Source organism: Sulfolobus tengchongensis, from assembly GCF_036967215.1.
GTDB lineage: Archaea > Thermoproteota > Thermoprotei_A > Sulfolobales > Sulfolobaceae > Saccharolobus > Saccharolobus tengchongensis_A.
Genome location: NZ_CP146016.1, coordinates 1,503,545 through 1,524,096, shown reverse-complemented (window position 1 = coordinate 1,524,096; position 20,552 = coordinate 1,503,545). Strand labels below are relative to the sequence as shown.

The following is a 20,552-nucleotide window of genomic DNA, read 5'->3' as shown; positions in this document are numbered from 1 at the left end:
ATTATTAAATTTTATTATTTGTGCAAAGATAAAGTATTATTACTTACCAATACTCACTTTCTTATCTCTCAATATATACCAGGTTCCTAACCCAATTGCACCAATTCTACCATCAGCATCTTTAAAAGTAATTTCGACTACCACAGTAGTTTTACCTCTTCTTATTACCTTACCTTCAACTATAAAGGGACCTTTGTACATGGGTTCTAAGAAGTTAACCTTCAGCTCTTGCGTTACTTGATCTATACCATCGTTTACTGTCATAGTTGCTAAACCACCTGCAAAATCCATAGATGTCATTATTATTCCACCATTCAGAACATTTCCTCTTCTACATAACTCAATCCTATAAGGTATTTGTAACTTCGCGTATCCCTCTTTCATTTCTAGAATTGTCGCACCTATATATTTAAATACATGGTCATTCTCTTCAAATAACTTTTGAATATCCATAGATTGGATAGATGGGGGAATAAGAAAAAAATTTTACTTTTAATACCAAACTTACTTGTTTACCTTTTCGAACTCAGCCTTAAACTCCTCAAGTGCTTTCTTAACCTCGTCAACGGATGCCTCATCTTCTAATGTAGTTACGTCTCCTATTTCAGCCTTAGTTGCAACAGCCTTAACTACTCTCCTCATTATCTTTCCGCTTCTAGTCTTAGGTAATTTCCCTACAAAGAATACCTTATCTATTGTCGCAATTGGGCCTACCTTCTCTCTTACAGTCTTCAATATTTCTTGAGTTAATTGCGGACTAGGACTATAACCTTGTCTTAGTATCACAAAAGCATAAGGTACCTCTCCTTTAACTGGGTCTGGAACACCTACTACAGCAGCCTCAGCAACTGCAGGATGTTCAATTAAGGCGGATTCTAATTCATATGTACCCAATCTGTGCCCTGCTACCTTAATTACCTCATCTGCTCTTCCTAATATCCAGAAATATCCATCCTTATCTTTAACAGCGTAATCACCTGCATAGAACATCCCTGGGAATCTACTCCAATATACTTTCACATATCTTTCTGGATCCTTATAGATTGTTAGTGGCATTCCTGGCCAAGGATTCTTGATGACCAAATAACCTCTTTCCTCTGGGTTAACTGGCTTTCCATCTTCATTTACCACATCAGCATCTATACCTAGTATTGGTGGTCCATTGGTACCAGGTTTCATAGGAACTAAGTATAAGCCTGGTAAATGAGAAATCATAATACCTCCAGTTTCAGTCATCCACCAAGTGCTACCAAAAGGTACTTCCTCTCTTCCCACTAACTTCCATAACCATTCCCAAGCCTCAGGGTTAATTGGCTCTCCGACGGAGTGCATTAGCCTCACAGTGGATACATTATGAGCCTTAACCCAATTGTCACCAAACTTCATAAAGCTCCTTATTGCAGTAGGTGAAGTATAGAGTATTGTCACCCCATATCTCTCGATAATTGAGACCCACCTATCGGGTTGAGGATAGTCTAATGCTCCCTCATAAAGTACTTCTGTTACTCCCTCCATTAGGGGGCCAAACACTATATAAGAATGACCAGTAACCCAGCCAATATCTGCAGTACACCAGTAAATATCGTCATCTCTAACATCAAATACCCATTTCATAGTTGCATGCAGTAGTGTCATATAACCTCCAGTGTCATGAACTATTCCCTTAGGCTTGCCTGTAGTACCAGAGGTGTATAGTATATATAGTGGATCTTCTGATTTCATCCTCTCCGGTTCTACATAAGCGTTCTGCGGTACATCTTTCATTACCTCATCAAAGTACTTATCTCTCCCCTCTACCATGTTAACCCTATTTCCTATTCTTCTAACAACTATTACGTCTTTTACTGTAGGAGTTTTCTCTAATGCCTTGTCCGCAATACCCTTTAGATCTATCACCTTTCCTCTTCTCCATCCTCCATCAGCAGTTACTAGTAATTTAGCCTCAGCATCGTTAATTCTATTAGCTAAGGCGTCTGCACTAAATCCAGAAAATACAACTGTAAACACTACTCCTATTCTAGCCGCAGCTAACATAAATATGGGTAACTCTGGTATCATTGGTAAATAAATAGCTATAGCATCACCTTTCTTTAGTCCATATTTCTGTTTGAGGAGATATGCTACTCTATTAACTTCTCTATATAAATCATAATAAGTAAGTTTTCTTATTTCTTTGGGATTGCCTTTTTCATCTGTTGGTTCTCCCTCCCATATTATTGCAACTTTATTCTTTCTCCAGCTTTTAGCATGTCTGTCAACTGCTAGGTAAGATGCGTTAATTTCCCCGCCAACAAACCATTTATAAAACGGTGGGTTAGTATCATCTAATGGCTTCTCCCAAGGTTTGAACCAATCTAGCTCTGACGCAACTGATGACCAGAACTGTTTATAGTCCTTAACAGTTTGACTGTGAATCTCCTTGTAAGTATTTATGCTTACTACCTTATTGACGTTTAATTTTGGTGTTATTTTTTGATCAAAAGGTAAAGCCCACGTTACTGACATACACAATAAATAAGTGTTTTAAGTTTATAAGTATTTATGAGATGATTAAATGTAATAAAGTTTATAAGTAACGTATAATTATATATGATAAATGACAGAACAAAAAAGAGCTAATCCAGCCCCGCTAGGATTATCTGGATTCGCCTTAACAACGCTTGTTCTATCCACCTTTAATGCGGGGTTATTAACACAAGGAGCATCAGTAGTTTTAGGATTAGCTGCGTTTTATGGGGGTCTAGCTCAGTTATTGGCTGGAATATTAGAATGGAGGGCGGGTAATACCTTCGGATATACGGCCTTTTTCACATATGGTGCATTTTGGGAATGGTACTTCTTAACTGCTGGAGGATTTTTTGGAGGGATCACGGCGCAAGGTATAGGATTAGTATTAATAGCATTTGGTATCTTCACACTTGTAATGTGGTTCGGCACATTTAAGGCAAATCTAGGTTTATTTGTAACGTTTCTGCTATTATGGATAACGTTTTTCTTGCTGGGAATCGGAGCAATGATTGGAAATGTAGGGTTATCTCACGCTGGAGGGTACGTAGGTATATTAACTGCAATAGCTGCTTGGTACACCGGTTTAGCTATAGTTGTAGCTGAAAGTCTAGGTAAGAACCCACCCTTAGGTGGGCCTATAATGAAATAAAAAATTGAATAAAATTAATTAATTTTTTGTTAATTATTGTATTAATTTTTTCATTAGTTCATAAAAGTTTTCATAAGGATGTATTGCGGTAACCTCTATTGACAATGAGTGGCCTAACTCCTTAACTATCGGCAAATTTTCTAAGATTTCATCCAATTCTTCATGAGAATTGACGTCAATTATCGCTATTACCTCCCTTTTCCCTGTTACTTTGTAAAGGCCTTTAATTTTGCCAGCCTTAACTGCAGGCATAGCAGCTTCAGCTTCCCTTTTCCATATTTCCATTAATTGTTTTTGAGAAATGCTTTCTGGTTGTTTTATTTTGAACCAGAGAATGAATAGCATCATATATTATTTAAGTTTAGTTACTTATAAATCAATTGCAGTTGGATTTTGATTATCAACTATTTTTACCTTAAATAAAATTTGGTTATACTAAATATATCTATTGTACATAATATAGTCGACTCCAATTGAAGGATCTCTCCTAGTTTGAGACGTTTTATTCGTGTGAAGATCCTCTCAATTTTTTGAAAACTTAGTTTGTCTTGTGAAGGCGCTACATGCTGTCGCCTCTAACAATTCAACTAATTTACAATTTGAATTAGTAGGAGTATTGGTAAACTATCTGGTTTAAAACGTTGCCATATTATAGTATTCAGTAATGGATCTTTCGGTTAAAAATTTTGTATGCTCCTAGCTAGGATTGAGCACAAAGACCAGAAGATTTCCATGTCCTTATATAGGAGAGCAATGTGAAAGGTAATGTGAGTTTTGGGAAGTACTCCGCCTTATGAAGTACATTCTCACTTCAAGATACACTTTCATCCCCTTAGCCCACCAGAGAGCTAAAAACCATAAAGTAGCTCGGACTACTCACTTATAGTTTTGACCTCTATCAAATCCGTACAATACTGAAAAGTTAGATAGGATTCCCAGAGCCAAGATGAAATGAAATATGAGAATTATTGCATTGCTATCAAAAGTATACAAATATCCCAATACGCTTATGACTATAATTAAGCCTACGTTCCCCATTAGTATTCTCCTCTCTATTCCTAATTTAGACTTTAAATAACCATATATTGCTATAATTAGAATAGCGATCGCTAGTACTATATGTAAACCTAACAGTGAAGGAAGAATTCCATAAAAAAGCATCACATTACCTATTAAAATTTGTAGTATTGTTAATCCCGCACCAGCTAACCATAATTGACTATTTTTCAAAATGTTATGACCTCATAACCTTGGTTGACATAGTAGGAAACTCTCTCTCCAGCAGGTAATAATTGCACTCCCATGTTTTCCAGATGAGGCTTTATGTTCATTGCTTGTGCAACACCTATGCATGCTGAATCAACAGCTTTGTTTTGGAGCATTTCTTGGAACATATTCTTTAAATCACCGTCTAATTGTGTTAGCCTTTTTTGGCTTGGTCCAAAATAAATAACCTTAACATCCTCGAATCTCTTATTCTTGATTGAATTATAGGCCATTCTCATAGCTAAATCGAACTTCTCATCTCCAGACATTATTAAGAATAGGACTTTTGCCATAGTTTCTAATATTAGTATTAAGCTAAAAGCTTTACTTCGATAAACTTCTAATTCTTGATACTATAATTCCTAAGAACATAAGAAAGATTCCAGCTAGTTGTATAGGGAGGGGAGGATTATCATAAAGAGCGTATTCCACAAAGGTAGTTAGTATTGGCACTGAAAAGCTCAAAATTGTAACCTTAGGTATTTTCTCTAACTTGACCATCATATTCCATAAGAAAAACGACAAGGCCCCACCTAGTATTGATGTATATGAGATGCCGTAAATGAATTGCGTATTGGGATCAATTCTAGGGTCAATAGGTAATAAAATTGCCAAAATGATACTTCCTATTATAAACTGACTAGCATTTACTGTTAGAGGATTATAATCTCTTAATTTTCTATAAAATACAGAAAATAATGCCCAAAATATGGCGTTAATTATCGTTATAATTGAACCCAGTAGCGTGAATCCATGAGTAAGCGGTAATCCATAAAGAACTACACCAAGGAAACCTATAGCTAATCCAGCAATTTCAATTACGCTAGGAGTCTCTGATAGGACTAGGAATGCTATTGGTAGAGAAAATAACGGCATCGTGTAGCTCAATACTGCGGATTCAGCAGGACTAACGTATTCTAAGCCTAGAGCCCACAAAAGCGAAGATGCTGTAGTATAAATGGCTAATTGAATAACGTCTTTATTGAAAATTAATTTTCTACTTATAGAGATAAAAATTATAGAAGACACCACATATCTGATCAAATTAAATGATATTGGAGACGATGATATAATGGCCTCTTTTGCAAAGTAGTAGTTGAACGAGCTTATCAGTACGTAAGGTATTAGATATTTTATTACTTTCACGTGTTGACTGTCTGTTGGCAAACTTTAAAGCTATCTAAAAAGAGTAAGCGTATTTATTTATAAATTTGTTTACAGTATATCTTTTATCATGCCAGATCCAATAGAACTTTCGAAGAAATATGAGGGGAAAATAGAGATATATCCTAAAATCCCCATTACCTCTTATAATGATTTCGCCCTTATATATACCCCTGGAGTAGCTGAAGTATCTAAGGCCATTTATAAGGATCCAGATAAGAGCTTTGAGTTAACAAGTAGATGGAATACAATAGGAGTTGTAACAGATGGTACAAGGGTTTTAGGATTGGGAAACATAGGTCCCATAGCCGCAATGCCAGTAATGGAGGGTAAGGCTCTTTTATTCAAATATCTAGGTGGTGTAGATGCTATTCCATTACCAATTAATGTAAAGAGTGCTGATGAATTTGTAAATGTCGTAAAGGCATTAGAAACATCCTTTGGTGGTATAAACTTAGAAGATATAGAATCACCAAAATGTTTCTACATTCTGGAAAAGTTACAATCGATTTTAAATATACCGGTGTGGCATGATGATCAGCAAGGTACTGCTGGTGCCATTTTAGCTGGTTTGATAAATGCCATGATTTTAACCAATAAGGATCCAAGAGAGAGTAAAGTGGTATTTTATGGTACTGGTGCTTCTAATATTGCTGCCGCTAGGATTTTGGCCAAATATGGATTCAAATATGAAAATATGGTGATGATAGATAGTAAAGGTCCACTATATGCTGATAGAGAAGATGTGGATCACTTAATGTTATATCATAAGTGGAAGTATGAGCTAGCTATAAAGACAAATAAGTGGGAAGCTAAGGAAATAAAGGACGCATTTAATGGTGCAGATGTAGTCGTAGCTGCATCAACTCCAGGGCCAAATGTGATTAAGAAAGAATGGATAAGTTTGATGAATAAGGATTCCATAGTATTCGCATTGGCAAACCCAGTACCCGAAATATGGCCACAAGAGGCTAAAGAGGCTGGGGCTAAAATAGTGGCTACTGGTAGGAGTGATTTCCCCAATCAAGTCAATAACTCCTTAATATTTCCAGCAATATTTAGGGGAATTTTAGATAGTAGAGCTAAGGCAGTTACGGATGAAATGATAATTGCTGCTTCTGAGGCTCTTGCAAAATATGCTAGGGATAAAGGAATAAATGAAAACTATATTATTCCTAGAATGGATGAGTGGGATGCCTTTTATGAGGAAGCTGCTGCAGTTGCGAGTAAAGCAGTGGAATTAGGTTTAGCGAGGGTTAAGAAGACTAGGGAAGAATTTAGAGAAATGGCTAAGCAGAGAATATTAAGGGCTAGGAAGATAATGAATCTGGTGGTATCCACATGGTCACCGTAAGAAAGGCCACCAAAGAAGATTCTAGAACTTTAGTAGACTTTTTCAGTAGGATGTATAGATTAAATAGTGAATTTGATCCATTATTACTAGTACCAGAAAACTTAGAGGAAAGAGTTAGCAAGATGGTAGAAAAGAGCCTTGATGATTCAAATGAAATGTTAGTTATAGCAGAAGATCAGGGCAAAATAGTAGGCGCGGCTAGGGTTATGATAGTAGATAGGTTATTCTATGTTCCAGACAAGGAAGCGGTAATTAGGGAATTTTACGTCCACCCTTCATACAGAAGGCAGGGAGTAGGTAATGAAATAGTGAAGTTTATAGAGGATGAGCTTAGGGAAAGGGGTATAGAAATATTAGCAGCCCAATTCCCATCTAGAAATTTAATAGCAGTATCGTTCTATAGAAAGATGGGATTTAGAGAAATATATTGTGATTTCGTAAAGAAAATTAAGTAGATAAGCAAAGATTTTTTACTTATCTATTATAAATATTCTTCTTCACCAGAAATTCTCTTTAGTTCTTCTAACGCTCTAGTTACGTTTTCCTTTCCGAATTCTCTTTCATAATCGAAAATACCCTTAGGGAAGTTTAACCCTAATTTGACGCCTAAATCTATATCCTCTTTACTCGCAATACCTTCTTCAACCATCCAATTTGCCTCTTTAATTGCTGGGGCAATTAGATATAACGGATTTAACTTTTCAGCGAGATCTGGGGATAAGTTAACTTTAACGTATCTGTTAGATGGATATGTGTAGAAACCTTTACCGCTTTTAACTCCTAACTCTCCTCTCTTTGTCATTTCCTCTAAGATTTTGCACTGATATGCCTTAAACCCTCTTTCTATCATAGCAGAGCTGACGTAATAGTTAACGTCTACTCCAGTATAATCTACAAGCTCAAATATTCCCATTGGGAGACCTAGTTTGTATCGTGCTACTGCATCCACAGTCCTATAGTCCGCAATATTCTTTTCCACTAGCATACATGCATTAGTTATAATCCTCAATAGCACTCTATTCACAACAAACCCCGGTACATCCTTATGTACCAATATTGGCTTCTTATTAAGGGTCTTTATGAACTCGTATGCAGTATTGAGCGTATTATCAGAAGTTCTATTACCTCTTATTACCTCAACTAATTGCATTATTACTGGAGGGTTAAAGAAGTGTGTACCAACTACCCTTTCTTGCCTTCTGACAGCAGAGGCTATTTCAGTAATTGGTAAACTACTAGTATTAGTTGACAATATTGTAGTGTCAGCAACTATCTCTTCAAGTCTAGAAAATATTTGTCGCTTTAAATCTAATTTTTCAGGCACTGCTTCTATTACAAAATCCACCTCCTTTAACTCATTAGTAATTCCCACAGTAGTCCTAATCCTATCAATTATTGTCTTATCGCTCTCCTTCAATTGCCCCTTCTCATATAGCTTCCCTAAACTCCACCTAATTTTTTCTAACGCATTATTTAATATTTCTTGAGAAACATCACTTAGATAAACACTATATCCTGCAATGGCTACTACTTCAGCAATTCCATGTCCCATTGTTCCCGCTCCTATTACAGCTACGTTCTTTATCATGCATTTTACCCTATGGGGATTAACTCATACGTTAAATAACCCTCTGGTTCCCTTTTTACTACCTCAAGTCTAACCTTCATTCCAATTCTTACTTCTTTTGACCTTACCCAAGCTAATACATTAACACCATTACTCATTCTCGCGATTCCCACTATGTAATCTTGATAGTGAGAGAAAGAAGGAGGTTTAACGTTAATTACAGTAAAAGCTACAATTTCACCTTCCTTAGGCATCTCAATCCAATCTAGGTTAGAAATCTTACATTTTGGGCAATCATCTTGAGGAGGAAAATATATTGAATTACATTTTGGACATTTGGTAGCTAATACCTTACCTTCCTTTAAACCTTCGAAGAACTTACTAACCTTTTTAACGGGAATTTGATATCTTAGATCTATTTCTCTGACATCGACCCAAAGCGGATTATTAGTCTTCTGTTCATTAACTATTGGCAACCCAGTGGTCTTCACTACGTTATTAAGTGCAGTTAGCGATTGAGAAATCTCCCTTTGTAACCTATCCCTTATTTCATTCAAACTCATGTGGAAGGCCTCCTAGTTGAGAATATTGTAACATATGCGTAATGTCCAGTTCCTCCCACATTATGTGCTATTCCCATTCCGTTTTTAACTTCCACTTGCGTTCCTTTATGGGCTCTTTGCAATAATTGCCTAGTTATGGATACTGCCATACTTACGCCAGTTGCACCTATGGGATGTCCTTTAGCCTTTAATCCACCATCTACGTTTACCGGTATCCTCCCTCCTATGTACGTTTGTTCTTCCCTTGCTAAAAGGTATCCTTCACCTCTCTTTGCGAATCCTAAATCTTCATACGCCATTATCTCCGCTATGGTGAAACAATCATGGACTTCAGCCACATCAAAATACTTCCAAGCTTCATTAAAATCAATTCCAGCCTTTCTATAGGCTTGTTGAGCAGCCAGGAATGCTGCCTCAATGTGCGTAAAGTCGCTTCTTCTACTCAAATTCGCTGTCCCGCTCGCTACTCCTTGTGAAACTATCCATACTGGAGAGTCTGTTATCTTTTTTGCTACTTCCTCTGAAGCCAAAATTACTGCAGCTGCACCATCAGTAATTGGAGAAGAATCTAAAAGTTTTAGAGGATAAGCCACTGGTTTAGATTTTAAATAGTCATCCATACTTATCTCTTTTTGGAATTGAGCATAGGGATTCCTTGCCCCATAATAATGGTTCTTTATCGCTATCTTGCCTAAATCCTCTTCCTTTGCTCCATATTTAGCCATGTAAGCTGAAGCGTGAAGAGCGTAATATCCTGGAAAAGTTAGCCCAAAGTTTTCAAATTCCCAGAAATAATCACCAGCTCTACCAATTAATTCCACCACTTGAGGATTAGGCGCTTGATGCATTTGCTCTACTCCTACAACTAGCGCAATATCAACTTCTCCAGACTTTACAGCCATATAAGCATCTCTTAACGCAGCACTTCCAGTAGCGCAAGCTGCTTCAACTCTCATAGTACCTTTAGGCGTGAGATTACAATATTCTCCTATTACTACGGCTGGTAATTCCTCGGAGCTCCAATTTCCCACATTACCTACCGCAAAATACTGAATTTCATTCTGATCCAAATTAGCTTCCTCTAATGCTTGTTTTACAGCTTCCCAAGCTAATTCTTGTAAGTTAACATCGGTTCTTACTCCAAATTTCGTATGACCAGTTCCAATAATTGCTACATTTCTCATAATTTAATCTACCACTTGATCGTTTATTTAGTTTGTGCCATGTCTCTTAGAACTTTCTTATCTATCTTATTAGTTGAAGTCAATGGCATTGAATTTATAAATATGAATTTATCTGGAATCCACCATTTCTGTATTCTTCCCTCATTAGCTAAATTCAATAGAAATTCCCTTAATTCTTCTTCAGTTAATTTCTCCTTAGGAACTATGAATGCTACTGGTCTTTCTCCCCACTTCTCATCCTTTATCCCAACAACGGCAACTTGTGATACTTTAGGATGTAATGATATTGCGTTCTCTAAAAGAAGTGATGGTATGAATTCTCCTCCACTCTTAATAGCGTCCTTCTCCCTATCTACTATGTGTAAATATCCATATTGATCCATATATGCTAGATCTCCAGTATGCAACCATCCTCCTTTCCATAAGGCTTTAGTCTTCTCCGGATCTTTATAATATTCTTGAGTTAACCAAGGTGCTCTAACCACTATTTCGCCTATCTTTCCTACCTCTTTCTCTTTTCCAGTAGTTGGATCAACAACTTTTATTTGAACCAAAGGTATTGGTGCTCCAGTGCTAATTTGCTCCATGAATTTAGTATTTTCATCTAAACCTTCTATCTGGGAGTTGTAATAGCCCACTGATAATACTGGACAAGTTTCGGATAATCCATAACCGCCTATTACGGTTATGCCTAACTCTTTAGCTTTTTTAGCTAACCCTTCTGGTAATGCCGAACCTCCTATTGTTATTTTCCATCTCTTAAATACATGAAGGTATTTAGGTGCGTCGGGATTCGTTAAAATTAAGTACAAAATAGTTGGTACCATTGCGGAATATGTGACATTTTCCTTATCCATTAACCTCAGTATGAATCCGTAATCGTATTTGCCAGGTAACACGTATTTAACTCCAGCTAATAAAGCCACGAAGGGATATCCCCAAGCGTGAACGTGAAACATTGGAACTAATATCATATATACATCGTTTGAGGTTAGGCTTAATGGCGGTCTAGCTCCAACTAACGTTACACTCATTGCATGTAATACTATTTTCCTATGACTGAACCACACTCCCTTAGGCTCGCCTGTTGTACCCGAGGTGTAAAATATTGTAGCCATATCATTCTCATTAACTTGAGTGTCCTCTTCTAGAGGTTCATTCGATTGTATTAGTTCCCAAAAATCAACAGTATTTTCTAATGAACTCTTAACTTTCTCTTTAGCGTCACTGTAGGTTATTACTTTCATTCCCACTGGCATTATTCCTTTTGCCTTTTCTATAAGCGGTACGAATTCATCTCTTACTAACAAGAATTTATCCTCTGCGTGGAGAATAGTTTTGGCAATTAATTCTAACGGATACCTGATGTTAACCGTATGTAGGACTGCTCCTATCATGGGTATCGCATAATACGAATGAAGATAAACGTCAGTATCCCAGTCTATTACTCCTATTCTATCTCCCTTTTTGACTCCAATTTTCCTTAGTCCATTGGCAAATCTCTTTACAGAATTTGCGAACGACTGAAAGGTATATCTTCTAATATCTCTGTATACTATTTCACGATTTGGAAAACTTCTAGAACCAGAATCTAATATCTTATCTATTGTTAATTGGTATTCGTAATATTCGCTACTCATGTTATAATACTTTGAAAAACAAATATAAAAATTTTTACATCTTAATTCCGAGTAATCTTCTCGCAGTTTCCCTTAGAATTACTAGCTTTTGTATATCGTTAGCACCTTCATATATCCTCATAACCTCAACATCTCTTAATAATCTCTCAACTCCAGTAGAAGTAGCAACTCCATATCCACCATGAACAGTTATCGCTCTTATAGCAACTTTCTCCGCGATATCAGTTGCATACAATTTAGCCATAGAAGCTGCAACAATTGCTTCATTTTCCAAACCTCTGTCAAACAAACTAGCAGCCCAATAAGTTAGCAGTCTAGCAGTGTTAACTTCAGTCAACGATTCCGCAATCTTCTCTTGTACCATTTGAAATCCAATTAATGGGCTTTGGAATGCAAATCTCTGAGTTGCATAAGTAACCATTCTTTCCAATGCAGCCTGAGCTACACCAACTCCTTGAGCGGCTACACCAACTCTAGTTCTATCGAAAGTAGCCATAGCGTATTTGAAACCCATTCCCTCTTCTCCTAACAGGTTTTCCGCAGGAACTTCTACATCTTCAAATGCTAACTCAGCAGTATTCGATGCCCTTAATCCCATAGTCTCTATTCTATTCAACACTTTTACTCCTTTCCATTCCCTCTCAACAATGAACATTGAGATACCCTTCCATCTTGTATTTGGATCTGGGGGTGACGTCCTGGCGGTAACTACGTAGTAATCAGCTATTCCACCATTAGTGATGAAGATTTTCCTTCCATTAATAACGTACTTACCATTTACTTTTTTAGCCGTAGTTTGAATACCTGCAACATCAGATCCTGCCGATGGTTCTGTATTTGCAAACGCTGCTACTTTATCTCCCCTTGCTACTGGAATAACGTATTTCTTCTTCTGTTCTTCATTACCGAAAAGGAGTATAGGGGTCATAAATAATCCTCCAACGGATATTCTCGTAGACAACGAAGGCCATACTCTAGATATTTCCTCTTGGGCTATTGCCGTCATTAACGTATCTCCGCCTTGTCCTCCATATTGTTCTGGAACACTTACACCATAAAGCCCTATTTCCTTAGCCTTCTCCAGGATCTCTTTAGGTATTGTACCTTCTTTTTCTCCCTTTTCTACATGTGGTGCAACTTCTCTTTCCATGAATTCCCTTACAGCCCTTCTAAATAACTCATGTTTCTCAGAAACGTTTATAGAAAAAGTCTCCACACTATTGAAAGGTAAAACCATATATTCATATGACCTACTAGACTAATTATAACTCTTTCTATCCTAAATAGACGTTTCAACTGAAAGAATTGTAACTAATACGGGTTTAAGTTAACTATTGTAAACCGATTGACGGGTAGAAAAAACAATGGTAAGAGAAAATTCTTAGGTTATAACCGCGATAAAACTAGTAGATCTAAGAAGGTCACATTACCTTCAATACAGCTCGTCCCAGAACTTTCCTCTCTATTAGTCTCTTGTAAGCCTCATTAACCCTTTCCAACTCGTAAATCTCGTATATTGCTTTTATTTTACCTTCACCTATTAACTTTATAGCCTCCTCATATTCAGCCTTAGTGTATGATGCAGATCCAACTATCTTATGTTGTCTCATAATAGTCATAGCTGGTCTTTGCAGTGTAATGGGCTCCCCTTCAGTATTTCCTATTAAAACTAATGTACCCTCTTTCTTTAAAGCCCTTAGAGAATCATTAATTGTCTTTGATCCCACAATTTCAAACACTACATCAAACTTCTCGCCTTTTAAGTCACTAATTGGTATAACTCCTAATTCTCTTAGTTTTTCACCTTTAGAAGTTAAGCCATATACATTCGTAACACCTAAATTCTTCAAATATTGTACTAAGTGAATACCAACGCCTCCTCCTGCTCCAGTAACTAAAACTTTACTATTCTTATCGAGATTTGCAAGTTTAGAAGCGTGAATTGCAGTTGCAACTGGATCCATTGCAGCAGCGTATTTTTCCAGCTTGTCATCTGGTAATGGTATAATATTTCTTTCCGGGACAATAACTTCTTCAGCATAACCACCAGTTATTTCCCCCTCACCCAAAATTAACGCATTGTCGCATAAGTTCTCTTTCCCACTTTTGCAATACTCACAATTTCCACAGTATAAGTTTGGATATATTGCTACTGGTTTTCCCTTATAATATCCCACTATTTCATGCCCTAAAATTAGTGGTAATTTAAGGTTCCTAAAACCCCCTTTCCAGATTACTAGATCCCTTCCGCATATTCCAGTATAAGCTACATTAACCTTCACTCCAATTCCTCTAGCTTCTGCGTTACCTATCGAAAAAGGAGAATTAAATTGATTAAGTATAGCAGCTTTCATCTATTAAAAAATGTAGTTGATTATTAAAAAATATATTTACTGCTCACTCATAGACTTTGGAACGAACATACATTTATCTTCAATTTTTCCAGCTAATGCATCATCTAATAGTAAGTAAGGATTCTTAACTTCCTGCAAACGCTTTCCACTTCCTCCCCTAAGTTCTAGTACTACTTCAGATAGGATACTTAAAGCAATTTCCTCAGCAGTCTTTGACCCAATATCTAATCCTAATGGTGAATGTAATCTCTTCTTTATCTCGTCTAATGGAATACCCCTCTTCATCAAAAGGGCAATCATTAAGGCTGCTCTTTTTTGGCTTGCTAATAATCCCACAAATCTAGCTTTCTTCTTCATTGCAATATACAGTGCATCTATATCATAAGGTTTACCTCCCTCATTTGCCACAATTACTATAGAATCCTCGCTCACCATTTGCTCCAATATGTTCAAATCGTTTGAGATAGCGTAAACCCCAGCAAAGTCCTCCTCTTTAACGTCACCAGAACCAACTACACCAACGTAATAACCCATATCTACTGCCAACTTCGCTATGAACTTAGCTATTATACCAGAGCCAACTACTATTATGGCTGGTCTCGGCTCTATGGGCTCAATAACTACCTTAGTATTTCCAATTTCCCTTTGGATAACTTGTCCCTTTTCCAATGCCTGTAAAGACAGCTCGATCAATTCCTTATCTAAACTTCCAAGAAGAACTCTTCCATCAGCTACCAAGGTCCTTTCTAACCTATTTCCTTTGTAAATTGATACTATGGCGAACCTTTTACCTTCAGCACTTAGTTTTGAAATTAATGGGAAGATTTCACATGAACTCATAAGTAAAAGTTTAATTAGCTAATTAAATACCTTTTGTTCCAGTTATTTTAAGATCCCATTGAAACAATTAACACATATAAGCACAGATAGATAACTGAAATTCTTCTCGATGATAAAAACGTGATAGGTCACATAGATAATTCATAGTTTGTGATGTGAATTAGATTGAGTTTTATACTAGATCATGAAATCAGAAATTATAGTATGTAGAAAAAGATAAATTGTTTTAAACTAATGTTTTGAATGATTACGTGTAAGAGATCGTTACCCTATAACTGAACATAACTTTGAAATGGAATATTATGAAGTCTCTTTAACTAATTGTGAGATATTCGCTGAACTTCTTATTTATTTAGGAACATATAGATAGAGAGAGAATAATTATCAGCAGTAACATAGTGATTAGTCTTTTAGTTAAGACATCGCATTACTTAATGACATACCCCACATGGAAGGACTCTTGAAATCATTATTTATAATTAACTTTTATAAAAAAGAAGAAAGAAGATAATTCTAGATCAACAATTAATTGTATTGTAGTATTAAAGAGTTAGTGTGTGTATCATTTGAAAACTAGACGATAATTCTATGAATAGTCCTGATAGAGAGAATAGCCTCAATTTTCAGAAAATCCACAAACTATTAAAGAGTGGGAAATTTATGATTTTACTCCTTTATTCTCAATTATCTAAAAATATGAATCACTTTCCCTAAAAAATTATTTATTTCGTTAGAAATTACATATAAAAACAATGGTCTAAAAAGCACTCTAACGAAATTGTTCTAATGACTTCTCCTCATTATTAGGACTCTTGCAACTAGATATATAAGTATTAAGAGGATTGTGACGACCAATGCATATACTCCAAATTTTTCAGCTAAACTTATGACGTAGTTAATCTGATTTGCTAAATGATAACCTAAAAGGGATAGAGTAACATCCCAAATTATATGGCCCAAGAGTGTGAATCCGATGAATTTTAGTATTCTCATTTGTGCTACTCCAGCTGGATAAGAAATCAATGCCCTTAATTCTGGAACGAATCTAAAGCCAAATACCGCTACATCTCCGTATTTTAAGAACCATCTATGCAGAGCATCTACCCTATGACTATCTATCAAAATATACTTTCCATATCTTCTAAGAAAAGGCAATCCTAGTTTATAGCCTATTATATATGCTATGATAGATCCTATAAGACTCCCTAATGTCCCCACTATTATACCTACGTAGAGTGATATACTACCTAGATATGAATAATACCCCACCAAGGGCATTATGACCTCACTTGGTAAGGGAAGTCCTATTCCTTCCCCTACCATGAGCAAAAGCAAAATAACGTATCCTTGTAGACCTTGAAATACATAAATCATAGGAAGACGGTTTATTTTCCAGATTAAATACTTTTCCATAATAATAACTTAACTAGGACTTCTCCTAACGATGTCTACAAAAATGCGGGCAGAAAGCTTCGCCTTTTTAAGACGGAGATGAATACCCACGAAAAGTTAAAATAAAAACAAAAACAGAAAAACACTCATGCTACAAGCTCCAGAGCGAGCTGTCCGCGAGGACAGTTCCATCGAGGAGAAGATCGTGACAATCAAAATGAAGATCTCCTCCCCGGCTCTGGAGCCCTTAGCTGAAAAGTATATGCGTGCCAAGAGGTTCGTTCTACAATGGTTATATGAACACAAAACCACCTCTCTAAAAGAAGTCCACAAAGCATTGTATGAAGTCCTCAGGGAGAAATTTGGTTTGAAGTCAAAACTTGCTCAAGATTGCTATCGTGATGCTATAGCTACATACAAAAGTTGGTTAGAGAATCCCAAAAAAGGGAGATTTCCAATCTTAAGAAACATCTCCTTATGGTTAACTCCAAAGGCAAGTTATACCGTTGATTTCAACACGATGACAGCAAAGATACTGGGAGAAGAAGTAAAGATTATTGGTTATCCTCATAATCTCACACAGTACAAGGACTTCAAAGTGAAAGAAGCAAGACTAGTTAAGAGAGGAGATTATTGGTATCTTAACGTGACAATGAAAAAGAAAGTACAAGTAGAGAAGCAAGTTAAAGGGCTTATGGCTGTTGACATAAACATGGACTTCATCACGTTAGGTAATGATAAACAAGTTATAGAAATTCCGACACGTCTCCATAATGCTTTTCATTTTAGGAAATTAGCTGAGAATCTGCAGAAGAAATATCAAAGAAGGTGGAGGGAGAATAAGAGGATTCTCAATAGGATTAGGAGCTTTCATATAAAGGCGAAGAATATTGTGCAGGACTTTGCTAGGAAAGTTGGCAAATGGGTGGTTGAGGAAGCAAAGAGATTGGGTGCTAACTACATCGTGTTGGAAGACTTGAACAAGATGATTTCTCATGTGAAAGGGTTGAAGAAAGACTACAGAGATAGATTATATTTGATGCAATACAGACGCGTGCAGCACTGGATTGAGTGGGAAGCAAAGAAGCATGGATTGAACGTGATATACGTTAAACCAGCGTATAGTTCAACTACTTGCCCTAGATGTGGATATAAGCTGAAAGGAAATGGATATAGGATGCTTAAGTGTGAGAAGTGTGGTTTTGAGGATCATCGTGATTATATAGCTGTGTGTAATTTGTATGGGAGGGGGTCTCTGACCCTCTCGACTGCCTCCCAGATGCGGGATGTAAACCCGAACCAATGGGAGGAACCCTCGCCATTTTAATGGCGGGGAGGAAGTCAGACTGTAATGGGAGATAAATAAGTTACTCCTCGAGAGAGTGTCCGGAGTGAGTAAAATTCAGTGAATAATTATTTGAAATCTATCCCACTAATGAAAAATACGAGTAATACTTAAGTTGAGCAAATTGGTATCCAAGTTAATCAATTTAACATTGGATTAAGGTGATAACTTGGAACATAGAATTAATTTTATACTTTATATTAAAATAAGCCGAATTTTATGCAATCCGGAGACTCTCTCGAGAGTTTATAATTATTATTTCTGCTAGTTTACATATCAATCTACGGTTGCCAGTTTATGATTTCTTTGTAAGTGCTTTGTGGGATATTTGTGAACTATCTGGTCTAAAACGTTCCTTCCACTATAAAGAGAATATGGAAGAGTCACGCAGATCTTAAAAACCCCACAAAATATTGTGCAGATAATTTCTTGGTAATTCTAATAACGCTAATCATCGTAGCTACGCTTAAACCACTACGTTGTAAGAGATAAAAAATCATGTTGCATTTACTATAAATAAAAAGCACTTATATCATTCTTTTATGGTAAGTAATTTCTTTGCCTCATTATATATACTATTTACACTAGGGATTACAGCATTCTCTAGGGGCTCTGAAAACGGTATTGGTACGTCTGGGACTGCTAATCTAGCAATTGGAACTTTAATGTCCCTTAATGCCTTAGCTTGAATTCTGAAGGCTATTTCCCCAGTCATCCCGTAACTCATATAATCCTCATCAACTATCAATACCCTTCCAGTCTTCTTAGCAGACTTAACTATAGTTTCCTCATCTAATGGTACTAATGTTCTTAAATCTATTACTTCAACCGAAATTCCATCCTTTTCTAAAAGCTCTGAAGCCTTTAAGCTTCTATGAACCATTAGCCCAGCGGATATTATCGTTAAATCACTACCTTCTCTCCTTATAGCAGCCTTTCCAAATTCAACTTCATACGGTTCATCAGGAACTTCCTCTTCAATCCCTTCAAACGGCAAAAAAGGTAATCCGGTCAATAACTTATGGCCGAAAATAACAACTGGATTATTATCTCTCAATGCTCTAATCGTTAAACCTTTGGCATCATATGGCGTTGAAGGTACAACTACTTTAAATCCTGGAAGGTGAGCGAAAAGTGAATAAAGCACTTGAGAGTGTTGAGACGAATCGCCATATCCACCACCTATAGCAGTTATTATAGTAACTGGCATTGGATATTGACCACCACTCATATAATAATTCTTAGCCATGTGATTGAACATCTGATCGAAACCCGCACCTAGAAAGTCAACGAACATGAGGGAAATTACTGGATGTAAACCAGCTGAGGCAGCTCCTACGCCTATTCCCATGAATGTCTGCTCCGTAATTGGCGTATCAATAACCCGTTTTCTTCCAAATTTATCGAAAAGACCCATTGTAAATCCAAAAACTGCTCCCCAATAGGTAACATCTTCACCTAATACTACAATCCTATCGTTTCTCTCCATTTCTTGCCTTATAGCCTCGGCAATTGCTTGTGCTATTCCCCTAATCTTCAAGCAAAAACACCTCTTATAGCCTCAATTGGTTCCGGATACGGACTTTTCATAGCGAAGTCAATAGCGTCTTGAACTTGTTTTCTTGCCTCTTCTCTTAATTTAGCTAACATATCGCTATCAGCGTAATTTAAACGTAATAGTCTATTTTCTAATCTTCTTATGGGATCTAATGAACTCCAGAATTCCACTTCCTCTTTAGTTCTATATTCCTCACCATCTCCCTCGAAATGTCCTACGTACCTATATGTTAAAGCTTCTATCAAAGTAGGACCAAACCCTTTTCTAGCTCTCTCTATTGCCTTTTTAGCTACAGAGTAAACATCTATCACATCCATTCCATCAACTAGATATGAAGGTACGTTGTAAGCTAATCCTCTTTGGTAATGAAAAGTAGTAGACATAACAAAGGATTTCGGAGTAGAATCTGCATATTTATTGTCCTCTATAACTATGATTAGTGGTAATTCCCACGCGCTAGCGATGTTTAAAGTTTCTGCAAATGTGCCATGGTTCGCAGCTCCCTCACCTGCAAACGCAAATGCAACGTTATCCTTCCCTAAGTATTTAAATGCGAAAGCCGCACCAGCAGCTTGCGGAAATGAGGCACCTACAATTCCACTACATGCGAAATTCTTAGATCTATCAAATAGATGCATATGTCCACCTTTACCCTTACATAGTCCAGTAACCTTACCCAAAATCTCCGCCGCTAACTTATTCAAATCAACGCCTTTGGCAATAGCGTGATGATGAGGTCTATGCGTGCTTATAACTGCATCCTCATCTCTACTGCCATATAAAGTTCCTACAGCAACCGCTTCTTGTCCTATGGATAAATGCATCTCTCCTCTTATTATGCCAGAGGCCATATTGAACGGATTCTTTCCCTCATGGTATATTTTCCTTATAGATTCCTCAAAGTACCTTATTGTCATCATCCTCTTATACATACTTAGCAAATCACTCGGCTTTAATCCAGAGTTCTCAATTAGGTAGGATAGATCTTTTAGAGACGGCTCAGGTTTTATAATCATATTAATTAAATTAAATAATGTTCTTAATATCCTTTTCTATCATTATGACATACAAACTCTTATTTACATATAACTTTACTAACGTGAAATGGAATCTCAATGACCTTTAAATCTGGAAACTATCTCTAGGAAGTAGTTAAAAACAGTTTGCG

At 36.7% G+C, this 20,552-nt stretch carries 20 protein-coding genes; 4 read left to right on the top strand and 16 right to left on the bottom strand.

Translation table 11 applies throughout. The features are described from left to right. Positions 1-39 precede the first annotated feature (39 nt). Both V6M85_RS07270 and acs read right to left on the bottom strand, forming a co-directional pair. A complete protein-coding gene (locus V6M85_RS07270; protein WP_338598376.1) occupies positions 40-453 on the bottom strand; it encodes a PaaI family thioesterase in 414 nt (137 codons plus the stop codon). Between the two features lie 51 nt (positions 454-504). Next, on the bottom strand, positions 505-2,505 hold the full coding sequence (acs, locus tag V6M85_RS07265) for an acetate--CoA ligase (RefSeq protein ID WP_338598374.1): 2,001 nt from the start codon (positions 2,503-2,505) through the stop codon (positions 505-507). A 91-nt stretch (positions 2,506-2,596) separates the two neighbouring features. On the opposite strand from acs, the gene V6M85_RS07260 reads away from it, so the two are divergent. Beyond that, complete coding sequence (locus tag V6M85_RS07260) at positions 2,597-3,157, top strand: acetate uptake transporter (protein WP_338598372.1); 561 nt, start codon at positions 2,597-2,599, stop codon at positions 3,155-3,157. A 33-nt stretch (positions 3,158-3,190) separates the two neighbouring features. Here V6M85_RS07260 and V6M85_RS07255 read toward each other — a convergent pair whose 3' ends face one another. The 4 genes from V6M85_RS07255 to V6M85_RS07240 all read right to left on the bottom strand — a co-directional run bounded on the left by V6M85_RS07255 (position 3,191) and on the right by V6M85_RS07240 (position 5,569). Then, positions 3,191-3,502 carry a muconolactone Delta-isomerase gene (locus tag V6M85_RS07255; protein WP_338604672.1) on the bottom strand — a complete coding sequence of 104 codons (312 nt, stop codon included), beginning with the start codon at positions 3,500-3,502 and terminating at the stop codon, positions 3,191-3,193. A gap of 531 nt (positions 3,503-4,033) precedes the next feature. Beyond that, positions 4,034-4,387, bottom strand: coding sequence for a hypothetical protein (locus tag V6M85_RS07250; protein ID WP_338598370.1), 354 nt, complete (start codon positions 4,385-4,387; stop codon positions 4,034-4,036). After that, complete coding sequence (locus tag V6M85_RS07245; RefSeq protein ID WP_338598368.1) at positions 4,384-4,716, bottom strand: hypothetical protein; 333 nt, start codon at positions 4,714-4,716, stop codon at positions 4,384-4,386. The genes V6M85_RS07250 and V6M85_RS07245 overlap by 4 nt, the downstream gene beginning before the upstream one ends. A 31-nt stretch (positions 4,717-4,747) precedes the next feature. Beyond that, positions 4,748-5,569 carry a DMT family transporter gene (locus V6M85_RS07240; protein WP_338598367.1) on the bottom strand — a complete coding sequence of 274 codons (822 nt, stop codon included), beginning with the start codon at positions 5,567-5,569 and terminating at the stop codon, positions 4,748-4,750. Between the two features lie 88 nt (positions 5,570-5,657). Between V6M85_RS07240 and V6M85_RS07235 the strand changes: the two genes are divergently transcribed. Further along, on the top strand, positions 5,658-6,941 hold the full coding sequence (locus V6M85_RS07235; protein WP_338598366.1) for an NADP-dependent malic enzyme: 1,284 nt from the start codon (positions 5,658-5,660) through the stop codon (positions 6,939-6,941). Continuing rightward, positions 6,929-7,396: a GNAT family N-acetyltransferase gene (locus tag V6M85_RS07230; protein WP_338598365.1), complete on the top strand. Its 468-nt coding sequence runs from the start codon at positions 6,929-6,931 to the stop codon at positions 7,394-7,396. The genes V6M85_RS07235 and V6M85_RS07230 overlap by 13 nt, the downstream gene beginning before the upstream one ends. Before the next feature lie 26 nt (positions 7,397-7,422). Here the strand turns inward: V6M85_RS07230 and V6M85_RS07225 are convergent, their stop codons facing one another. From V6M85_RS07225 to V6M85_RS07190, 8 genes are all read right to left on the bottom strand, one after another. Beyond that, positions 7,423-8,529 (bottom strand): 3-hydroxyacyl-CoA dehydrogenase family protein, encoded by a 1,107-nt coding sequence (locus tag V6M85_RS07225; RefSeq protein ID WP_338598363.1) that lies wholly within the window; start codon positions 8,527-8,529, stop codon positions 7,423-7,425. A gap of 5 nt (positions 8,530-8,534) precedes the next feature. Continuing rightward, positions 8,535-9,071: a Zn-ribbon domain-containing OB-fold protein gene (locus tag V6M85_RS07220; RefSeq protein WP_338598361.1), complete on the bottom strand. Its 537-nt coding sequence runs from the start codon at positions 9,069-9,071 to the stop codon at positions 8,535-8,537. Beyond that, on the bottom strand, positions 9,068-10,255 hold the full coding sequence (locus tag V6M85_RS07215; protein ID WP_338598359.1) for a thiolase domain-containing protein: 1,188 nt from the start codon (positions 10,253-10,255) through the stop codon (positions 9,068-9,070). Before V6M85_RS07215 ends, V6M85_RS07220 begins: the two co-directional genes overlap by 4 nt. Before the next feature lie 23 nt (positions 10,256-10,278). Beyond that, positions 10,279-11,895, bottom strand: a complete 1,617-nt coding sequence (locus tag V6M85_RS07210; RefSeq protein WP_338598357.1) for a long-chain fatty acid--CoA ligase — start codon at positions 11,893-11,895, stop codon at positions 10,279-10,281. A gap of 34 nt (positions 11,896-11,929) precedes the next feature. Next, a complete protein-coding gene (locus V6M85_RS07205) occupies positions 11,930-13,132 on the bottom strand; it encodes an acyl-CoA dehydrogenase family protein (RefSeq protein ID WP_338598356.1) in 1,203 nt (400 codons plus the stop codon). A 184-nt stretch (positions 13,133-13,316) separates the two neighbouring features. Then, positions 13,317-14,249, bottom strand: a complete 933-nt coding sequence (locus V6M85_RS07200; RefSeq protein ID WP_338598354.1) for an alcohol dehydrogenase catalytic domain-containing protein — start codon at positions 14,247-14,249, stop codon at positions 13,317-13,319. A 36-nt stretch (positions 14,250-14,285) separates the two neighbouring features. Then, positions 14,286-15,089 carry an XdhC family protein gene (locus V6M85_RS07195; RefSeq protein ID WP_338598352.1) on the bottom strand — a complete coding sequence of 268 codons (804 nt, stop codon included), beginning with the start codon at positions 15,087-15,089 and terminating at the stop codon, positions 14,286-14,288. A 783-nt stretch (positions 15,090-15,872) separates the two neighbouring features. Next, complete coding sequence (locus V6M85_RS07190) at positions 15,873-16,463, bottom strand: DedA family protein (RefSeq protein ID WP_338598351.1); 591 nt, start codon at positions 16,461-16,463, stop codon at positions 15,873-15,875. Between the two features lie 166 nt (positions 16,464-16,629). Between V6M85_RS07190 and V6M85_RS07185 the strand changes: the two genes are divergently transcribed. After that, on the top strand, positions 16,630-17,808 hold the full coding sequence (locus V6M85_RS07185; RefSeq protein ID WP_338598350.1) for an RNA-guided endonuclease TnpB family protein: 1,179 nt from the start codon (positions 16,630-16,632) through the stop codon (positions 17,806-17,808). 550 nt (positions 17,809-18,358) lie between these two features. Here V6M85_RS07185 and V6M85_RS07180 read toward each other — a convergent pair. Together V6M85_RS07180 and V6M85_RS07175 are read right to left on the bottom strand one after the other, a co-directional pair. Beyond that, entirely contained in the window at positions 18,359-19,366 is a 1,008-nt protein-coding gene (locus tag V6M85_RS07180) for an alpha-ketoacid dehydrogenase subunit beta (protein WP_338598349.1), read from the bottom strand. Next, positions 19,363-20,400, bottom strand: coding sequence for a thiamine pyrophosphate-dependent dehydrogenase E1 component subunit alpha (locus V6M85_RS07175; protein WP_338598347.1), 1,038 nt, complete (start codon positions 20,398-20,400; stop codon positions 19,363-19,365). The genes V6M85_RS07180 and V6M85_RS07175 overlap by 4 nt, the downstream gene beginning before the upstream one ends. Between the last annotated feature and the right edge of the window lie 152 nt (positions 20,401-20,552).